The organism is Nonomuraea sp. SYSU D8015, from assembly GCF_008065375.1.
Classification (GTDB): domain Bacteria; phylum Actinomycetota; class Actinomycetes; order Streptosporangiales; family Streptosporangiaceae; genus Nonomuraea.
The window spans coordinates 39,503-56,346 of sequence record NZ_VJYI01000012.1 but is presented as its reverse complement, the minus strand read 5'-3'; the positions used below and the strand labels follow the sequence as shown (position 1 = coordinate 56,346).

Below are 16,844 nucleotides of genomic sequence, written 5' to 3'. Positions count from 1 at the left end.
TGTGAGCGTCCCCAACGTTGTCGTCCACCGCAGCGCCGACGTCCTGGCCAAGGCCGTCGCGGCGCGGATCATCACCCGCCTGGTGGACATCCAGTCGGCCAGGGGGTCGGCGTCGATCGTGCTGACCGGCGGCACGGTCGGCATCGCGACCCTGGCGGCCATCGCCGACACGCCCGCCCGCGACGCCGTCGACTGGCGGCGTCTGGACGTCTGGTGGGGCGACGAGCGCTTCCTGCCCTCCGGCGACAAGGAGCGCAACGAGACCGGCGCCCGCGAGGCCCTGCTCGACCACGTGGACGTGGACCCCGAACGGGTCCACGTCATGCGCGGTCCCGACTCGGGCATGACGGCGGAGGAGTCGGCCGAGTCCTACGCCGCCGAGCTGCGCGCCGCGGCCCGCCCCGAGGACCACGGCCCGGTGCCGAGCTTCGACGTGATGCTGCTGGGCATGGGCCCGGACGCGCACGTGGCCTCGCTGTTCCCCGGCATGCCGGCGCTGTACGACACGCGCTCGGTGGTCGCCGTCCACGGCTCCCCCAAGCCACCGCCCACCCGCATCTCCCTGACGCTCCCGTCCATCCAGGCGGCGCGGGAGGTGTGGCTGGTGGCGGCCGGCGAGGAGAAGTCGGGCGCGGTCCGCCTGTCCCTGTCGCACTCGGGACCAGTGCAGGTGCCCGCCGCCGGCGCCCGCGGACGCGGCCGCACCCTGTTCCTGCTGGACCGGGCGGCGGCGGCCAAGATCCCGCCGGAGCTGGGACGCCCGGCGTCACCGTGATTTCTCGACCGGCGGCGGTCCGCCGGGTTTGCACGAGAACATCTCTGCGAACCGCCGCTGGGCTATTTCCATGAGCTGGACGAGGTCGTGGTCCTGGTCCCGGGCCGGATTTTTTCTGACGTAGATGGTGATGAGCGAGTTCTTGTTCCCGCAACGGAACCAGGCTCCCACCGTGCGGTAGGGATGGAGCCTGATCTCATAGTCGCTCATCTCCCCCACGCCGAGCTCCCGAGGGATTTTCACCCGGCCTTCCTTCGCACCGCGCCTCATGAAGTTGTCAATGAGCTCCCGCCGGGCGGACACGTCGTAACTCGTGAGGACGATGCTCTGCTCCTCGTTGGAAATCCCGCAGTTATAGCCCTCGGGATCGCGTTTGTCGGAGCCGGCCTTGTAGGCGCCGGTGTATCCGGTCAAATCCGGCACGGCGGCCTGCGGGATGAAATAGCACAGGTAGGGAGGCCGGTCGGCGATGGGACGCCGGGCCGGCGACGTGGCGGATGTCGGGACAGACGTGGCGGGAGTCGGGATAACCGCTCCGTCCGGCGTACAGGAAGCGCTCGACATGACCATGGCGCCCAGACAAAGCGTCACCGCCAGAGGCCTAACCACCGGAGGCGTCCTTCGGCTTCTCGATGCCGACGTTCCTGTCGAAATCGTTCGCGCCGTTGAGGATGTTCGACTGCGCTTTTCCGAAGTCGTCCGGCACGGTGGAGTTCCTGCGCAGCCACTCCTCGAAATTCTCGTGTTCATGTGCGGTCATGTCCTCGAGAGCCTTGATCCGCGGCGGATCGCCCACCACGAAAGGCCCGCGCAGGTCATCACGACGGTAGTTTTCGTGGGCCACGGTGGAGGATTGGAGCATCTGTTTCACCATTTCCTGGGCGACTTGTTCGTTCGACGCCGCCTCCCCGTAGGCTTTGGCCGTTTTCCCGCCGCCGTGCCCGGCCTGCTCCGCGAGCCAGTCTCCAGCCTTCGCATAGCCTGCCTTGACGAAGTTCTCGTAAATGGTGCCGGCGGCCTTGATTCCCAGTTTCCCCACCTGGTTGGCCCCGGGAATCGGGACGAGCCCGATCCCGTCCTCAACCAATTTACGGAACTGGGCGTCCACCTCGTCCGCCTCCTTGCCGCGTGCGACCAATCCCTGCTTGCGGGCCTCCAGAAGGTGTCCCAGCGCATTGGAGCCGATCGTGATCTCGTTCTTGGCCCACGACGGGTTGCGTTGCGCCACCGCCTGGTCGATCCGGCCCCGCATGTGCGCCACCTGGCCGAGGAGCAAAGCTTGGTACGCCTTGTCGTCCGACGTGATGTCGAGCAGCACCAAATCGAGTTTCTTCTTGTCGAAACGGGCGAAGACCTCTCCGTCCACGTTCCCCGTGAGGCCGCCATCCGACGGCTTACGAGGAGTCATATAGGTCGCTCGGACGATGTCGTCGGAGTGTTCGGTGAGAATGCGGCCCATGTTGTCACGGATGCCGGCGAGCCGGTCGAGCTCCGAAGGGTTCTTGAAGCGGATTTGTCCGTTGCTGTCGAACGACACGTGCGGTTGTACGTCATCGGCGATGATGTGGGTGGCCGATGCCGCCAGCCGCTTCGACGCCTCGTCGGCGCCCTTCATCGCGGCTTCCATCGCCCCTCCGAGCGACTCTCCCCTGTCGCCCATCCCCCACTGGGGACGCCGGTCATGCAGGAGATACTTGAGCGTGTCCCCATGTCCCAGCAGCGTTTGGGCGTTCTCCCGCGACGCGCCTGCCAGAGTCATCAGCGCGGCGATGGGATCGGCCGCGGCGATGTCCGGCGAGCCCGCGACCGGCCTGGTGTCCATGGGTGCGACGAGGCCGTACGACGCGTCGTCCCGCGGCATGAACGGCACGTGATTCTTCTTCAGGTACTCCCGATCCCATGCGATCATGTCGCGGCCGATCGTGCTCATGAACCACGCGCTGTACTTCGCCCCCGGATCGGCCGCCAGGATCTGCCCGAACGCCCAGTACCCCGCGTACGTCTGCCCCTCCGCTCCCGGCGCCTTGCGTTCCTTCCTGCCCTCCTCGCGCAACGCGTCGAGGAAGCGTGTGCCGACGCGTGTGGGCCTGGCGGGGTCGGTCGCCGCGGCCAGGGCCTTGCTCAGCATGGACAGCAGCGCCCGGTTGTCGCGCCGCATCGCCTCCGTCCTGCCGGGTTCGGTCCCGATGGCCTTGGAGACCCGCGCCGCCATGAGGGCGGGCAGGCTGACGAGGGCCTGCGGGCCGATCTCCTCGAGCAGCGCGGTGGCGAACGCCGGGTCGGACATCCGGTCCTTGTAGGCCGCCAGCCGTTTGAGCGCGTCGGCGTCTCCCTGGGCGGCGGCATGGACCAGCGGCGCCGCCAGCGCCGCCTCGGCACGGACCTTGGCCGGGATCAGGCGCGACTCCTCGATCCGCACCTTCCCCGGCGGCACGACGGCGCCCGGCGCCGGGTTGCCGAACACGTCGGTCTTGACGTTCTGCGCCTCGTAGGCGAGATCCCGCCGCCGGTACAGATCGGGAGCCTGGTCGGTGAGCCAGCGCCCGGTCCGGTCGATCGTCGTGACGCCGGGGTGGGTCGTGCCGAGCATGTCCATCAGCCCGCGCAGCATCGCCGCGCAGTCGGTCAGATCCCTTCCCGCGGTCTGCACGCCGAGCCCGAGCCGGTGCATTTCCCGCGGATCTATGGAGGAGAAGCTCATCGGGCCGCCCCGTTCTCGGGCGGCATGCGCGCGAGCATGTCGCGGAGTTCGTCGATGATGTCCCGCAGTCCTCGCCAGACCTCCGACCGGCGCCGGGTCAGCTCGCCGGCGAAGGCGTCGGCGGCCGGCCCGGTCCAGGTGTTCCCGCTCGCCAGCCGGCTCACCGGGTGATCCAGGCAGTGCCAGTACTGGTCAGACAGCTCCTGGGCGCGGCGCAGGGCCATCACGACATCTTCTCGTGTCGCCATCATGGCCTCCCACCGACGTGGTACGCGCCGTCCGCCTCCTCGCGTTCAATCACATACCACGGTGACATGCCCGGAGCGGGGGCGTCACCCTGTCAGAAAGAGCCGGCATCGACGAGATCGTCGATCTCTTTCAGCAGTGCCTGTTTGCGCTCCTCGCCCAGGTACGAGGCCTGGACCCCGTTCTTGGCGAGCTGGGCGAGTTCCGCCTTTCCAAGGCCGAAGGCCTCCGCCGCCACGCGGTACTCGTTCGCCAGCGTCGTGGCGAACATCGGCGGGTCGTCGCTGTTCAGCGTCACGTACAGTCCCTCCTCCAGCATCCGCGGCAGCGGGTGGTCCTCGATGCGGGCGATCTGCCCGGTGCGGAGGTTGGAGGTCGGGCAGACGTCCAGCGGCAGCTGGGTGTCGCGCAGGTGGGCGACCAGGCGGGGGTCGGCGAGACAGTTGATGCCGTGGCCGATGCGCTCGGCGCCGTAGCCCTCGATGACCTCCCAGATGGTCTCGGGGCCGCTCATCTCGCCGCCGTGCGGGACGCTGTGCAGGCCGGCGGCGCGGGCGGCGGAGAACGCGGAACGGTAGGCGTCGCGATATTTCGGACGTTCCTGTTCGATGCCTCCGATGCCGAAACCTACCAGTGCGGCGGGAGGTTCCTGGAGGGCGTGCTCAACGGTGATCTTCGCGGCCTCCTCGCCGTACTCGCCGGGGATGTCGAAGATGTACGCCATCTCCACCCCGTGGTCGGTCAGCGAGCGGCGGGCGGCCAGGTCGAGCGCCTCGGTGACCTCGCGCATGGGCATGCCGACGACGTGGTGCGCGTACGGCGTGACCTGCAGCTCCGCGTACCGGGCGCCCTGCGGCGCGAGGTCGCGGGCCAGGCCGAGGACGAGGGTGGCCACATCCTCCGGCTCGCGCACCAGCTGGTTGACCGCCCGGTACACCTGGGCGAAGTGCGGGAAGTCGCGGAAGGTGTAGAAGCGGCGCAGTTCCTCCTCCGTCGAGGGGACCTCGCTGCCGGGGTGGCGGCGCGCCAGTTCCAGCACGGTGGGGACCGAGGCCGAGCCGACCAGGTGGACGTGGAGCTCGACCTTGGGCAGCGCGTCGATGAAGGCGTCGATGGTCATGGCCACGACCATAGGTCCGATATTTCTGCCTTAAACAGGGTTTCGCCTTGAATCTCACATAAGAATGTGAGGTTCTCCGGGTGCGTTACGCTAGGTCACGTGACCGACGCAGAAGCGTACGACCGCGGCTTCGCCCAGCTCAGCTCCCACACCGTCGGCCCGCTGCTGGCGCGGGCACACGGCGCCCGCCTGCTCGACGTCGGCTGCGGCACCGGCGTCGTGACAGCGGCGGCGCTCGCCCTGGGCGCCGAGGTCACCGCGGTGGACCCCGATCCGGCCATGGTCGAGCTGGCCGCGCGGCGTCATCCCTACGCGACGATCCGGAAGGCCGCGCTCCCCGATCTGCCGTTCGCGGACGAGGCATTCGATGCGGTGGCCGGAAATTTCGTGATCAATCACGTGCCCGACACCGCCGAGTCGCTCAAGGAGCTGCGCCGGGTGCTGCGCCCGGGCGGGGCGCTGGCCCTGAGCTGGTGGAAGACCGGCGAGATGACCGCCACGAGCGTCTTCGCCGACGCCATCGAGGCGGCCGGGGTGACGTACGAGCCGCCGCCCCGTCCCTTCACCGGCGACGACACGCCTGACCGCTTCACCGCCCTGCTGGCGAGGGCGGGGTTCGAAGGGCCGGCCGTGGAGACCGTGCGGTGGCGGCACCGGGTGGATCTCGACGTCTGGTGGGCGAGCATCGTTCGGGAGCGCGGGCCGCGGTTCGGGGTGATCTCCAGGCAACCGCCGGAGACCGTCGAGCGGATCAGGTGCCACTACACGCGGCTGGCGGCCCCGTACGCCCGCGAGGGCTTCCCGGTGTGCGCCTACCTGGCCCACGCCACCCGCGGAGCCTAGCCCCCGGACCAGGCGTGCACCACTGGCGCCAGGACGCCGTCGACCGACTCCGCGACGAACGCCTCGTCGAACGGCGGCCCGCTGAAGATCATGCGGTGCCACACCAGCGCCTCCGCCACCGCGAACAGCCGCGCGGGATCGACCGGGCGGGCCAGCTCCCCCCGCTCCACCGCCCGCTCGATCAGCGCCTTGACGTCGCCGAGGTCCTTCGTCGGCATGTGCGCGCGCAGCGTGCGCGCCAGCTCCTGGTGGGACACCAGCGTCGAGGAGAGCCCGATGATCAGCGTGTGCTTGCGCTCCACGGCCTCGCACAGGCCGCGGAAGATGGCGGCCAGATCACCGCGGAGCGTCCCGGTGTCCCGCCCCGTCGGCGCGTCCATGTCGAAGCGCCGGCAGATGACGTCGACCACCAGCTCGGGCTTGCCCGCCCAGCGCCGGTAGATGGTGGCCTTGCTGGCCCTGGCGCGCTTGGCGATCTGATCGACCGACATGCGGTCGTAGCCGACCTCTGACAGCAGCTCCATCGTGGCGTCGAGAATGGCCCTTTCACGCTCGGGGTCGAGTGAAGCCACGTACACGTCCTTCTAGCTGTAGGCGATCTCTTCGAATCGTACGCCCGTCAGCTCGGTGGACACCTCCCACAGCCGCCTGGCCACCTCCTCCGACCTGGCCGTCCGCGACGGCGTGAGGCGCTTGAGCCTGGGGCCGATGAACTCGCCGCCACGGATGTCGGGCGAGGTGGCGGCGTACAGCGAGGGCACCGCGCCGGCCGAGGCCGACTTCATGAAGATCCCCATGAGGAACTGGAAGGGGCCGAGCTTGACGATGTTCGTGGCGGTGACGCCGGGGTGGGTGGCGACGGAGACGAGGTCGGCTCCGGCCTGCTCGGCGCGCCGCTTCAGCTCGTACATGAAGAGCAGGTTGGCCAGCTTGGAGCGCCCGTACGCGCCGAAGAGACTGTACTTGCGCTCCAGCCCCAGGTCGTCGAAGTCGATTCTGCCTGCGGCGTGCGCGTCGCTGGAGACGGTCACCACGCGCGCGCCGGGGCGGGCCAGCAGCTTCGGCAGCAGGAGCCCGGTGAGGGCGAAGTGCCCCAGGTGGTTGGTGCCGAACTGCAGCTCGAAGCCGTCCTTGGTCTCCTGCCTGGAGCCCGAGAGCACGCCCGCGTTGTTGATCAGCAGGTCCACCGTGTCGACGCCCGCGGCGAACTCCCTGACCGAGGCCAGATCCGCCAGGTCGAGGCGGCCGTACTCGACCTGCGCCCCGGGCACCTCCCCCGCTATCTGCGCGACCGCGGCGCGGCCCTTCTCGGGCGAGCGCGCGGCCACCACGACGCGGGCGCCGTGCCGGGTCAGTTCGAGCGCCGTGGGCAGGCCGATGCCGCTGTTGGCGCCGGTCACGACGGCGGTCTTGCCGGTCAGGTCGGGGATGGAGGCGGGGGTCCAGGTCATCACCACTCCAAGGACGGCGTACGAAACCGTTTCGTACACCATAGCTCATTGATCCAGCCGCTGCCGGGCATGGCGCTCCTCGCGCCGCGCCACCTCCAGCCGGTTCCTGGCGTCGTCGAGCTTCCTGCGGGCCTTGGCCAGCTTCCGCTCCAGGCCGGAGACCCGCTCGGCACGCTGGTCGTACTCCTTCTGCGCCGCCTCCAGCGCCTCGCGCCACTCCCGGTGCGCGGCCTCCGCCTCCGCGCGCTCCGCGGCCCTCCTGGCCTCGGCCTCCTCGCGCTCCCTGGCCTTGGCCGCCTCGTCCTCCGGCGAGGGCTTCTTCCTCCTGGCGGGCCGCTCGCGGAGGATCGGGGCGGGCGCGAAGCCGGTATAGCTGAGTGGCTTGGACAGGTGGCCGCGGCGCACCTGCTCGGCCGCGTCGGCGTCGACGACGGCCGCCTCCAGGGTCTGGCCGGCCTCGGTGACCGCCGCGGTGGACAGGTCGCCCGACTGCCTGATGAGCCTGCCCAGCTTGCCGGTGACCGCACCGCGGCGCTGGGTCAGCTCGGCCAGTGTGTCGGCGTCCTGCTCCTGCCAGGCCGCGCGCAGCCGCTCCCCCAGGTCGAGCAGCTCGGCCAGGTCGTCCGGGTGCTCGCGGACGAGCCTGTTCACGGCCCAGGCCGACACCGTGGGCTTGCGGAGTTTCGCGATGTCGCGGGCGAGCGGTACGTCGCCCGCCTCCTTGGCCGCGCGGGCCTCGGCCTCGCGCGCGGCGGTGAATTCCGGCGGCGGGAGCGCATAGAGGCGGTCGGCCACCTCGTCAAGATCCACACAGGTCAAATACCCCACATGGCCGGGTTTCTAGCGCATAGTGGAGGCAGCCCCAGCCGAACGGAGGCCTCCGGTGTTCGAACGCTTCACCGACCGCGCGCGCAGGGTCGTCGTCCTCGCCCAGGAGGAGGCGCGGATGATGAACCACGGCTACATCGGCACGGAACACATCCTGCTCGGCCTCATCCACGAGGGCGAAGGGCTGGCAGCCCTGGTGCTCGACAGCTGCGGCGTGGAGCTGGAGCACGTACGCGCCTTCGTCGAGCGCGAGACCCGCCACGGCGCCAGCCCCCCGGCCGGGCACATCCCGTTCACGACCCGGGCCAAGAAGGTGCTGGAGCTGTCGCTGCGCGAGGCGCTCCAGCTGCGCCAGAACTACATCGGCACCGAGCACATCCTGCTCGGGCTGATCAGGGAGGGCGACGGGCTGGCCGCCCAGGCGCTCGCGGACGCCGGCGCGGACCTGGCCGACGTACGGCAGCGCCTGCTCGACCGGATCGGCCACGGCTCCAAGGAGCGCCCGAGCACGATGTTCTTCGCCGGCGGGTCCACGCTGGGCGAGCGGCTCACGCGGATCGAGGAGAGCCTCGAGCGCATCGAGCGCCACCTGGGCATCCAGCGGCCGGAGGAGAAGCCCGAAGAAAAGCCCGGGGAACGGCGCGACGACGACGACGAAGGCGTCGGCTGAGCCCTCGATCGGAGGCCGGCCCTCTCAGGCGGACGCCTCCGTTCGGAGGCAGAAGCCCCGTTCTCAGGCGGAGGCCAGCGCGCCCACGGGCAGCCTCGCCTCGATCACGCCGGGGTCCTCGGTGTAGCCGAGCGTTGCGCCGAGGGAGATGAGCAGCCTGCGCATCCTGGCGTTGTCGGACAACATGGTGGCCCTGACCTCGGCGTACCCGAGATCGCGGGCCGCCCGCACGAGCATCCTGGCCAGCGCCGTGCCCAGACCGCGCCCCTGCCAGCGGTCCTCGACGAGGAAGGCCATCTCGGCGATGCCGGGATCGGGCGTGAACAGCAGGTTGGCCATCGCCACGACCTGGCCGTCGTGCCCCGCGACCAGCGAATATCCCCGGCTCCTGTCGCAGAGCCGGTCGAACATGCGGGCCGGCAGCGTGGGCATCGAGGTGAAGTAGCGGAACCTGCGCGACTCCGGCGAGCACCTGTCGTGCAGGTCGCGCACGGCCTCGCGGTAGATCGAGGTGAGCGGGCGGACCGTGACCTCCGCGCCGTCGGCGAACTTGACGGCGCGCTCCGTGCCGTTCTGCTCGGCCGCCGGCTGGGCGAGCCGGGCGAAGGCGGCGGCCCTGGCCGCCTCGGTCAGCGTGAAGGGCAGGTCGGCGCGGCGCAGGCGCACCGCTCGGCGGGCGGCGACGGGCACGACGAGCTGGGTCGGGTCGGGTAGATCACTCACCGCTTCACCATAGATCCACCGGGCGTCGTCCGCGCGCAGCAGCTCGGCCAGCAGCTCGGGCAGCCGCCACGGCATCGAGCGCAGTCTGGAGGCCAGCAGCAGCGCCCTGGTGGGCTCGTCGGTCAGCTCGTGGGCGGTGGCAGGCACCACCTGGACCCGGCGGCCGCCGGCTGCCTCCAGGGCCTCCCGCACGGTCTCGGGGTTGGCGGGGATGTCGGCGACGAACTCGTCGACGGTTCCGTCGGTGTCGGACTGAACGCTGAGGCCGAGGATGTTGCCGCCCCTGTCGGCCAGGGCCGAGGCGAGGGAGGCCAGCCGCCCGGGCCGTTCGTCCACCGTGGTGCGGATGCGCAGGAATCCCATGGGTATGAGCATGCCCGGGCGCTGTTACGCCTCCGCTAACGACGTGTTTCATCGCGGAATGAACCTATATATCCGGATCCTGCCCGAGGATGGCCGTCTTCTCCGCGCGCTCCGTACGTCCCGGGCCGAGCACCGAGGCTCCGTTGAGGATCCATCACGAAATTCGTCGTTAGATGCGCCGCAGTGTCCGTCTAGAGGTCCGGATATAGCAGGATACGGGGGCATGAGCGTGCGTGTTCCCTTGTCGTCGGAGTTCGTCAACGGCGACGTGTCCTTCTGGTACCGGTCAACCGGCGTGCCCGCCCCCGGCCCCAGGCTCGACGGCGACCTGGAGGCCGACGTGGCCGTGGTCGGCGCCGGCTACACGGGCCTGTGGACCGCGTACTACCTGAAGCGCGCCCGCCCGTCCCTGCGCGTCGTACTGCTGGAGCAGGAGTTCGCCGGATTCGGCGCCTCCGGCCGCAACGGCGGCTGGCTGACCGGCGACCTGGCCGGCTCCCACGAGCGGTACGGCGAGGACGCGCGGCGGCTGCAGCGCGAGATGTACGCCTCGATCGACGAGGTCATCGCGGTCTGCGAGAAGGAGGGCATCGACTGCGACCTCGTCAAGGGCGGCGTCGTGAACGTGGCCCGCACCCCCGCCCAGGCCGCCCGGCTGCGCGAGACGGTGTCGGCGGCCCGCGCGTGGGGCATCGGGGAGGAGGACCTGCGGCTGGTGGACCCGGCGGAGCACGTACGGGTGGCCGGGGCCCTCGCCGCCTCCTGGAGCCCGCACTGCGCCCGCATCCAGCCCGCCAAGCTGGCCCAGGGCCTGGCCGGGGTCGTCCGCGACCTCGGCGTGCCCATCTACGAGCGCACCCCGGTCACGGAGATCGCCCCGGGCCGCGCGGTCACGCCGTACGGCACCGTGACGGCCGGGCACGTGATCCGTGCCACGGAGGGCTTCACCGCGCGCCTGCCCGGCCTGCGCCGTCAGTGGCTCCCCATGAACAGCTCCATGATCGTCACCGAGCCCCTCCCGCCGTCGTTCTGGGACGAGGTCGGCTGGCGCGGCGCCGAGTTGCTCGGCGACATGGCGCACTACTACATGTACGCCCAGCGCACCGCCGACGACCGCATCGCCTTCGGCGGCCGCGGCCGCCCCTACCTGTACGGCTCCCGCATCGACGCCCGCGGCCACACCCACGAGTGGACGGTCGAGGCGCTGTGGGGCCTGCTGACCGAGTTCTTCCCGGCCGCCCGCTCGACGTCGGTCGCGCACGCCTGGTCGGGCGTGCTCGGGGTGCCCCGCGACTGGTGCTCGACCGTGCACCTGGACCCCGCGACGGGACTCGGCTGGGCCGGCGGCTACACGGGCCACGGCGTCACCACGACGAACCTGGCCGGTCGCACGCTCCGCGACCTGATCCTCGGCGAGCAGACCGACCTGACGACGCTGCCGTGGGTGGGCCGCAAGGTCCGCCGCTGGGAGCCCGAGCCCCTGCGCTGGCTGGGCGTGCACGCGATGTACCGGCTGTACAGGGTGGCCGACCACCGCGAGCGCTCCATGCCCCGCACCTCGGCCCTGGCCCGCTTCGCCGACCTCATCACCGGCCACTGACCATCTCGCCGCCCCTCCGCCGGCCGGCACGCCGGTGGAGGGAGGATGGACGCCGTGCGCCGGTGGAGGCGGCGGCGGTGAGCGACCACTGAAGGAGACTTGATGAACATCCTCTTCCGAGGAGGGCGTGTCTTCACCCCTGAGGGCGTCCGGGGGGCGGCCGTGCTGGTGAGCGACGGCGTGATCGCCGCCGTGGGCCCGGAGGGGGAGCTGGCCCGCCGGGCGCCGTCCCACGAGACGGTGGACCTGGAGGGCGGCCTGCTGACGCCGGGTTTCACGGACGCCCACCTGCACCCGGTCCAGGCGGGCCTGGAACGGGCGAAGTGCGACCTGTCCGAGGTCTTCGGCCTGGACGCCTACCTGTCGACCATCCATGACTATGCCGCGAGAAATCCGGACAAGGAGTGGATCGATGGCGGCGGCTGGGACATGTCCGCGTTCCCCGGCGGCCTCCCCCACCGCGACCACCTGGACTTCCTCGACCGCCCGGCGTACCTGATCCAGCGCGACCACCACGCCGCCTGGGTCAACACCCGCGCCCTGGAGCTGGCCGGCATCACGAAGGACATCCCCGACCCGGCGGACGGCCGCATCGAGCGCGACGCCGGCGGCGTCCCCACCGGCGTCCTCCACGAGGGCGCGATGGACCTCGTCGGCCTGCTCACCCCCCGCCCCACGGCCCAGGACCTGGACGACGCGCTGGCGGACGCCCAGCGGCACCTGTTCTCGCTGGGCATCACGGGCTGGCAGGACGCCATCGTGGGCTCGTACGCGGGCTCCCAGGACCAACTGCCCACCTACCTGTCCGCGGCCCGCGAGGGACGTCTGAGGGCCCGCGTGGTGGGCGCCCTGTGGTGGGACCGGACGCGCGGCCTGGACCAGATCGGCGACCTGGTGGAACGCCGGGCCTCGGCCGAGGGCCTGGACAGGTTCAGCGCCACCTCCGTCAAGATCATGCAGGACGGCATCACGGAGAACTTCACGGCCGCCACGCTGGAGCCGTACTGCCTGTGCGGCGGCACGGGCCTGTCGTACGTGGACCCGCACAAGCTCAAGGAGTACGTCGCCGAGCTGGACAGGCTCGGCTTCCAGGTGCACTTCCACGCCATCGGCGAGCGAGCCGTCCGCGAGGCCCTGGACAGCTTGGAGGGCACCGACCCCGCCAACCGCCACCACATCGCCCACCTGCAGATCATCGAGCCCTCGGACGTGCCGCGCTTCGCCGCGCTCGGCGTCACGGCCAACCTCCAGCCCCTGTGGGCCACCCACCACGCGCAGATGGACGAGCTGACGCTGCCGTACCTGGGTGAGCCGCGCTCGTCCTGGCAGTACCCCTTCAAGGACCTGCTCGACCACGGCACGCGCCTCTGCGCCGGCAGCGACTGGCCGGTCTCGAACGCCGACCCGCTCCAGGGCATGCACGTGGCCGTCAACCGCACCGAGCCGGGCGGCTCCGTCCACGCCGGCTACCCGACCGCGCAGACGCCGTTCCTGCCGGGCCAGCGCATCGACCTGGCCACCGCCATGGCGGCCTACACCTCCGGCTCCGCCTGGATCAACCGCTCCCCCGCGGGCGCGATCGAGCCCGGCCGCCCGGCCGACCTGGTGGTCCTCGACCGCGACCCGTTCGAGCTGCCGCCGGAGGACATCTGGACGACGCGCGTGCGGATGACGTTCGTGGACGGCGAGGCGGTCCACACCCGATGACAACGGCGAAGGGCCCCGGAACGCGTGTTCCGGGGCCCTTCGCTTCGACCCGACTACCAGGGGGACTTGTTGGCGCGCAGGCGCTCCAGTGCCTCCTCGAGGATCGCCTTGCCGTCCTTGTCGCTCCTGCGCTCCTTCACGTACGCAAGGTGCGTCTTGTACGGCTCGTTCTTCGGCGGGGCAGGCGGGGCCTCCTCGTCCTGGCCGGCTGGGAGGCCGCAACGTGGGCAGTCCCACAGCTCGGGGACCGCCGCGTCACTGGCGAAACTGGGGCGCGTCTCGTGCATGTTGGCGCACCAGAACGAGACCCGCACTCTCGGAGCTGCCTCGCCGCGCTCGGCCTCCCCCATAGGGCCGGCGCCGACTCGGCTGCCACGGATCGCGTTGCCACTACCCACGGATGAACTCCTCGCTCGATCGCCCCGCGCAGGAACACGGGGGGAGAATCACTGTCACGCGTTAACTTGTGTGCTCAGGGCCTCATGAGCAGGCCTAGAGCGATGATGCAGACGAACCAGATGGCTCCCGTGATCACGGTCAGCCGGTCGAGGTTGCGCTCCACCACCGAGGAACCGCCGAAGTTCGACGAGAAGCCGCCGCCGAACATGTCGGACAGGCCACCACCCTTGCCCTTGTGGAGCAGGACGAGCAGGATCATGAGAAGGCTCGCCAGGATGAGGACGCTGGAGATTGCGATTTCCACGGTATGCCTGTTCCTTCAATGCTCTGTTACGCGTGACGATTCAAACTTGCCTCTTGAGGGTACGACCTACTGTCAAGTCGCACCCCCAGAACGGCTCAGTTAGCCGGGCATATCGGAAAATCGGCAGATCTTGGCGAACTCCCCGGCATCGATGCTGGCACCGCCCACCAGCGCGCCGTCGACATCCGGTTGTGCCATGATCCCTGCGATATTGCCCGACTTGACCGAGCCACCGTAAAGGATACGGACCGCCGAGGCCACTTCGGCGTCGTAGAGCTCAGCGAGTCTGACTCGCAATGCTCCGCAGACCTCCTGGGCGTCCTCGGGGGTGGCCACCTCGCCGGTGCCGATCGCCCACACCGGCTCGTAGGCCACCACTATCGATTTTGCCTGCTCGGCCGAGATCTTGCGCAGTGCTCCGTCGAGTTGGCTGAGACTGTGCGCGATGTGGCCGCCCTCTTGGCGCACCGACAACCCCTCGCCGACGCAGAGGATCGGGGTCAGCGAGTGCCTGTAGGCGGCCTGGACCTTGGCGTTGACGAGGTCGTCGTCCTCGCCGTGGTATTGCCGCCGCTCGGAGTGGCCGATCACGATGTAGGTGCAGCCGAGCTTGGCCAGCATCGCGCCCGACACCTCGCCGGTGTAGGCGCCGCCGTCGTGCTGGGAGAGGTCTTGCGCGCCGTAGACGATCCTGAGCTTGTCGCCGTCGACCAGGGTCTGGACGCTGCGCAGGTCGGTGAACGGCGGCAGGACGGCGACCTCGACCTTGTCGAAGTCTTTGTCGTTGAGGGCGAAGGCCAGCTTCTGGACCAGCGCGATGGCCTCGAGGTGGTTGAGGTTCATCTTCCAGTTGCCGGCGATGAGGGGCTTGCGTGGTGTCAACTCACTCCTCCAGGGCGGCGAGTCCGGGAAGGGTCTTCCCCTCAAGGTATTCGAGGCTGGCCCCGCCACCGGTGGAAATGTGGGAGAAACCGTCCTCAGGGAGCTCCAGCTTCCGTACGGCGGCCGCGGAGTCGCCGCCGCCGACCACGGTGAAGGCATCGGAGGCGATGAGCGCCTCGGCCACCGCCCTTGTGCCGCCGGAGAACGCGTCGAACTCGAACACGCCCATGGGCCCGTTCCAGAAGACGGTTTTGGCGTCGGCCAGCTTGGCGGCGAACAGCTCGCGCGTGCGCGGCCCGATGTCGAGCCCCTCACGGTCGGCCGGGATCGCGGTGGCCTCGACCGCCTCGTGCTCGGCGTCGGCCGCGAACGTGACCGCGGCCAGCACGTCCACCGGCAGCACGAGCTCGACGCCCCGCCGGGCGGCCTCGTCGAGGAAGCCGCGCACCTGGTCGAGCTGGTCCTCCTGGAGCAGCGACCTGCCGACCTCATAGCCCTGGGCCTTGAGGAAGGTGTAGGCCATGCCGCCGCCGATCAGCAGCCGGTCGACCTTGGTCAGCAGGTTGGCGATGACGCCCAGCTTGTCGGAGACCTTGGCGCCGCCCAGCACCACCACGTAGGGCCGCTCCGGCTCTTCGGTCAGCTTCTTCAGCACCTCGACCTCGGCCACGACCAGCCCGCCCGCCGCGTGCGGCAGCAGCTTGGGCACGTCGTAGACGCTGGCGTGCTTGCGGTGCACCGCGCCGAACCCGTCGCCCACATAGAGCTCGGCCAGCCCGGCCAGCTTCTCGGCGAACGCGCCGCGCGCGGCGTCGTCCTTGGATTCCTCGCCGGGCTCGTAGCGCAGGTTTTCCAGCAGCGCGACCTGGCCGTCCTGGAGCGATTCGACCGTGCTACGGGCACTGTCGCCCACCACGTCGGCGGCGAAGGCCACGTCCTGGCCGAGCAGCTCGCCCAGGCGCGCGGCCACCGGCCTCAGCGAGTATTTCGGGTCGGCCTTGCCCTTCGGCCGGCCCAGGTGGGCGCAGACCACGACCTTGGCACCGCTGCCGGCCAGCGCCTTGATCGTCGGCACCGACGCGCGGATGCGGCCGTCGTCGGTGATCGTCTCCCCGTCGAGGGGGACGTTGAGGTCGGCGCGCACGAGCACGCGCCGCCCCTTCACGTCGAGATCGTCGAGCGTGCGCATGCTCATGCTCCCGTAACCGTCGCAGCCCACATCAGAGGCCGCGGCCCACCAGCTCGATCAGGTCGGCGAGGCGGTTGGAGTAGCCCCACTCGTTGTCGTACCAGCCGACGACCTTGACCTGGTTGCCGATGACCTTGGTGAGGCCGGCGTCGAAGATGCAGGAGGCCGGGTCGGTGACGATGTCGGAGGAGACGATCGCGTCCTCGGTGTAGGTGAGGATGCCCTTGAGCGGACCCTCGGCGGCTGCCTTGAGCGCGGCGTTGACCTCCTCGACCGTGACCTCGCGGCTCACGTCGACGGTGAGGTCGGTGGCCGAGCCGGTGGGGATCGGCACGCGCATGGCGAAGCCGTCGAGCTTGCCCTTGAGCTCGGGCAGGACCAGGCCGATGGCCTTGGCGGCGCCGGTGGAGGTGGGCACCACGTTGAGCGCGGCGGCGCGGGCGCGGCGCAGGTCCTTGTGCGGGCCGTCCTGCAGGTTCTGGTCCTGCGTGTAGGCGTGGATGGTGGTCATCAGACCCTTCTCGATGGTGAAGGAGTCGTGGATGACCTTGGCCATCGGGGCCAGGCAGTTGGTGGTGCAGGAGGCGTTGGAGATGATCGTGTGCTTGGCCGGGTCGTAGGCGCCGTCGTTGACGCCCATGACGACCGTCACGTCCTCGTTCTTCGCCGGGGCGGAGATGATGACCTTCTTGGCGCCGTTGTCGGCGTGCACCTTGGCCTTGGTGGCGTCGGTGAACAGGCCGGTCGACTCAAGGACCACGTCCACTCCGAGGTCGCCCCAGGGCAGCTTGCCCGGGTCGCGCTCTTCGAAGACCTTGATCGCCTTGCCGTCGACGGTGATCTCATCGCTGGACGACTTCACCTCGTAAGGCAGGCGGCCCAGGATGCTGTCGTACTTCAGCAGGTGAGCGAGCGTCGCGTTGTCGGTCAGGTCGTTGACCGCGACGATCTCGATGTCCTTGCCGCTGGCGGCGACAGCGCGCCAGAAGTTGCGACCGATGCGGCCGAAGCCGTTGACGCCTACGCGGATGCTCACGGGAACC

17 protein-coding genes and 1 pseudogene are annotated in these 16,844 nt (G+C 70.0%); 5 read left to right on the top strand and 13 right to left on the bottom strand.

Translation table 11 applies throughout. The features are described 5' to 3' along the window. The first annotated feature begins 1 nt into the window (after nucleotide 1). On the top strand, nucleotides 2-775 hold the full coding sequence (gene pgl / locus ID574_RS38075) for a 6-phosphogluconolactonase (protein WP_188193873.1): 774 nt from the start codon (nucleotides 2-4) through the stop codon (nucleotides 773-775). Here the strand turns inward: pgl and ID574_RS38070 are convergent. The 4 genes from ID574_RS38070 to add all read right to left on the bottom strand — a co-directional run bounded on the left by ID574_RS38070 (nucleotide 767) and on the right by add (nucleotide 4,842). Then, nucleotides 767-1,189, bottom strand: a complete 423-nt coding sequence (locus ID574_RS38070) for a hypothetical protein (protein ID WP_188193872.1) — start codon at nucleotides 1,187-1,189, stop codon at nucleotides 767-769. The two genes, pgl and ID574_RS38070, sit on opposite strands and share 9 nt — an antisense overlap. Nucleotides 1,190-1,376: 187 nt before the next feature. Continuing rightward, nucleotides 1,377-3,239: a hypothetical protein gene (locus ID574_RS38065; protein WP_188193871.1), complete on the bottom strand. Its 1,863-nt coding sequence runs from the start codon at nucleotides 3,237-3,239 to the stop codon at nucleotides 1,377-1,379. 233 nt (nucleotides 3,240-3,472) lie between these two features. After that, nucleotides 3,473-3,724: a hypothetical protein gene (locus ID574_RS38060; protein WP_188193870.1), complete on the bottom strand. Its 252-nt coding sequence runs from the start codon at nucleotides 3,722-3,724 to the stop codon at nucleotides 3,473-3,475. Between the two features lie 92 nt (nucleotides 3,725-3,816). Beyond that, complete coding sequence (gene add / locus ID574_RS38055) at nucleotides 3,817-4,842, bottom strand: adenosine deaminase (RefSeq protein ID WP_188193869.1); 1,026 nt, start codon at nucleotides 4,840-4,842, stop codon at nucleotides 3,817-3,819. A 99-nt stretch (nucleotides 4,843-4,941) separates the two neighbouring features. Between add and ID574_RS38050 the strand changes: the two genes are divergently transcribed. Then, entirely contained in the window at nucleotides 4,942-5,685 is a 744-nt protein-coding gene (locus tag ID574_RS38050) for a class I SAM-dependent methyltransferase (RefSeq protein ID WP_188193868.1), read from the top strand. Here the strand turns inward: ID574_RS38050 and ID574_RS38045 are convergent. Genes ID574_RS38045 through ID574_RS38035 form a run of 3 tightly spaced genes read right to left on the bottom strand, consistent with a single transcriptional unit; the run spans nucleotide 5,682 to nucleotide 7,946 of the window. Further along, nucleotides 5,682-6,257, bottom strand: coding sequence for a TetR/AcrR family transcriptional regulator (locus ID574_RS38045; protein WP_188193867.1), 576 nt, complete (start codon nucleotides 6,255-6,257; stop codon nucleotides 5,682-5,684). The genes ID574_RS38050 and ID574_RS38045 overlap by 4 nt on opposite strands. Nucleotides 6,258-6,269: 12 nt before the next feature. Further along, on the bottom strand, nucleotides 6,270-7,136 hold the full coding sequence (locus ID574_RS38040; protein WP_188193866.1) for an oxidoreductase: 867 nt from the start codon (nucleotides 7,134-7,136) through the stop codon (nucleotides 6,270-6,272). Between the two features lie 45 nt (nucleotides 7,137-7,181). Then, nucleotides 7,182-7,946 (bottom strand): hypothetical protein, encoded by a 765-nt coding sequence (locus ID574_RS38035; protein WP_188193865.1) that lies wholly within the window; start codon nucleotides 7,944-7,946, stop codon nucleotides 7,182-7,184. A gap of 73 nt (nucleotides 7,947-8,019) precedes the next feature. Between ID574_RS38035 and ID574_RS38030 the strand changes: the two are divergent. Further along, nucleotides 8,020-8,475 (top strand): annotated as a pseudogene (locus tag ID574_RS38030) (Clp protease N-terminal domain-containing protein); the annotation flags it as partial. A 222-nt stretch (nucleotides 8,476-8,697) separates the two neighbouring features. On the opposite strand, the gene ID574_RS38025 reads toward ID574_RS38030, so the two are convergent. Beyond that, nucleotides 8,698-9,720 (bottom strand): GNAT family N-acetyltransferase, encoded by a 1,023-nt coding sequence (locus ID574_RS38025; protein WP_188193863.1) that lies wholly within the window; start codon nucleotides 9,718-9,720, stop codon nucleotides 8,698-8,700. A 223-nt stretch (nucleotides 9,721-9,943) separates the two neighbouring features. On the opposite strand from ID574_RS38025, the gene ID574_RS38020 reads away from it, so the two are divergent. Both ID574_RS38020 and ID574_RS38015 read left to right on the top strand, forming a co-directional pair. Next, on the top strand, nucleotides 9,944-11,320 hold the full coding sequence (locus ID574_RS38020; protein ID WP_188193862.1) for an NAD(P)/FAD-dependent oxidoreductase: 1,377 nt from the start codon (nucleotides 9,944-9,946) through the stop codon (nucleotides 11,318-11,320). A 102-nt stretch (nucleotides 11,321-11,422) separates the two neighbouring features. Next, the gene (locus tag ID574_RS38015; RefSeq protein WP_188193861.1) at nucleotides 11,423-13,027 is read left to right on the top strand and encodes an amidohydrolase; all 1,605 of its coding nucleotides are present in this window, start codon (nucleotides 11,423-11,425) and stop codon (nucleotides 13,025-13,027) included. Nucleotides 13,028-13,080: 53 nt separating this feature from the next. On the opposite strand, the gene ID574_RS38010 is transcribed toward ID574_RS38015, so the two are convergent. The 5 genes from ID574_RS38010 to gap form a co-directional block, all read right to left on the bottom strand. After that, on the bottom strand, nucleotides 13,081-13,425 hold the full coding sequence (locus tag ID574_RS38010; RefSeq protein WP_127934367.1) for an RNA polymerase-binding protein RbpA: 345 nt from the start codon (nucleotides 13,423-13,425) through the stop codon (nucleotides 13,081-13,083). A 74-nt stretch (nucleotides 13,426-13,499) separates the two neighbouring features. Then, entirely contained in the window at nucleotides 13,500-13,730 is a 231-nt protein-coding gene (gene secG / locus ID574_RS38005) for a preprotein translocase subunit SecG (protein ID WP_188193860.1), read from the bottom strand. 99 nt (nucleotides 13,731-13,829) lie between these two features. After that, on the bottom strand, nucleotides 13,830-14,612 hold the full coding sequence (gene tpiA / locus ID574_RS38000) for a triose-phosphate isomerase (RefSeq protein ID WP_188193859.1): 783 nt from the start codon (nucleotides 14,610-14,612) through the stop codon (nucleotides 13,830-13,832). Nucleotide 14,613: 1 nt separating this feature from the next. Next, complete coding sequence (locus ID574_RS37995; RefSeq protein ID WP_270094318.1) at nucleotides 14,614-15,801, bottom strand: phosphoglycerate kinase; 1,188 nt, start codon at nucleotides 15,799-15,801, stop codon at nucleotides 14,614-14,616. Nucleotides 15,802-15,832: 31 nt separating this feature from the next. Then, nucleotides 15,833-16,837, bottom strand: a complete 1,005-nt coding sequence (gap, locus tag ID574_RS37990; protein WP_188193857.1) for a type I glyceraldehyde-3-phosphate dehydrogenase — start codon at nucleotides 16,835-16,837, stop codon at nucleotides 15,833-15,835. Nucleotides 16,838-16,844 lie beyond the last annotated feature (7 nt).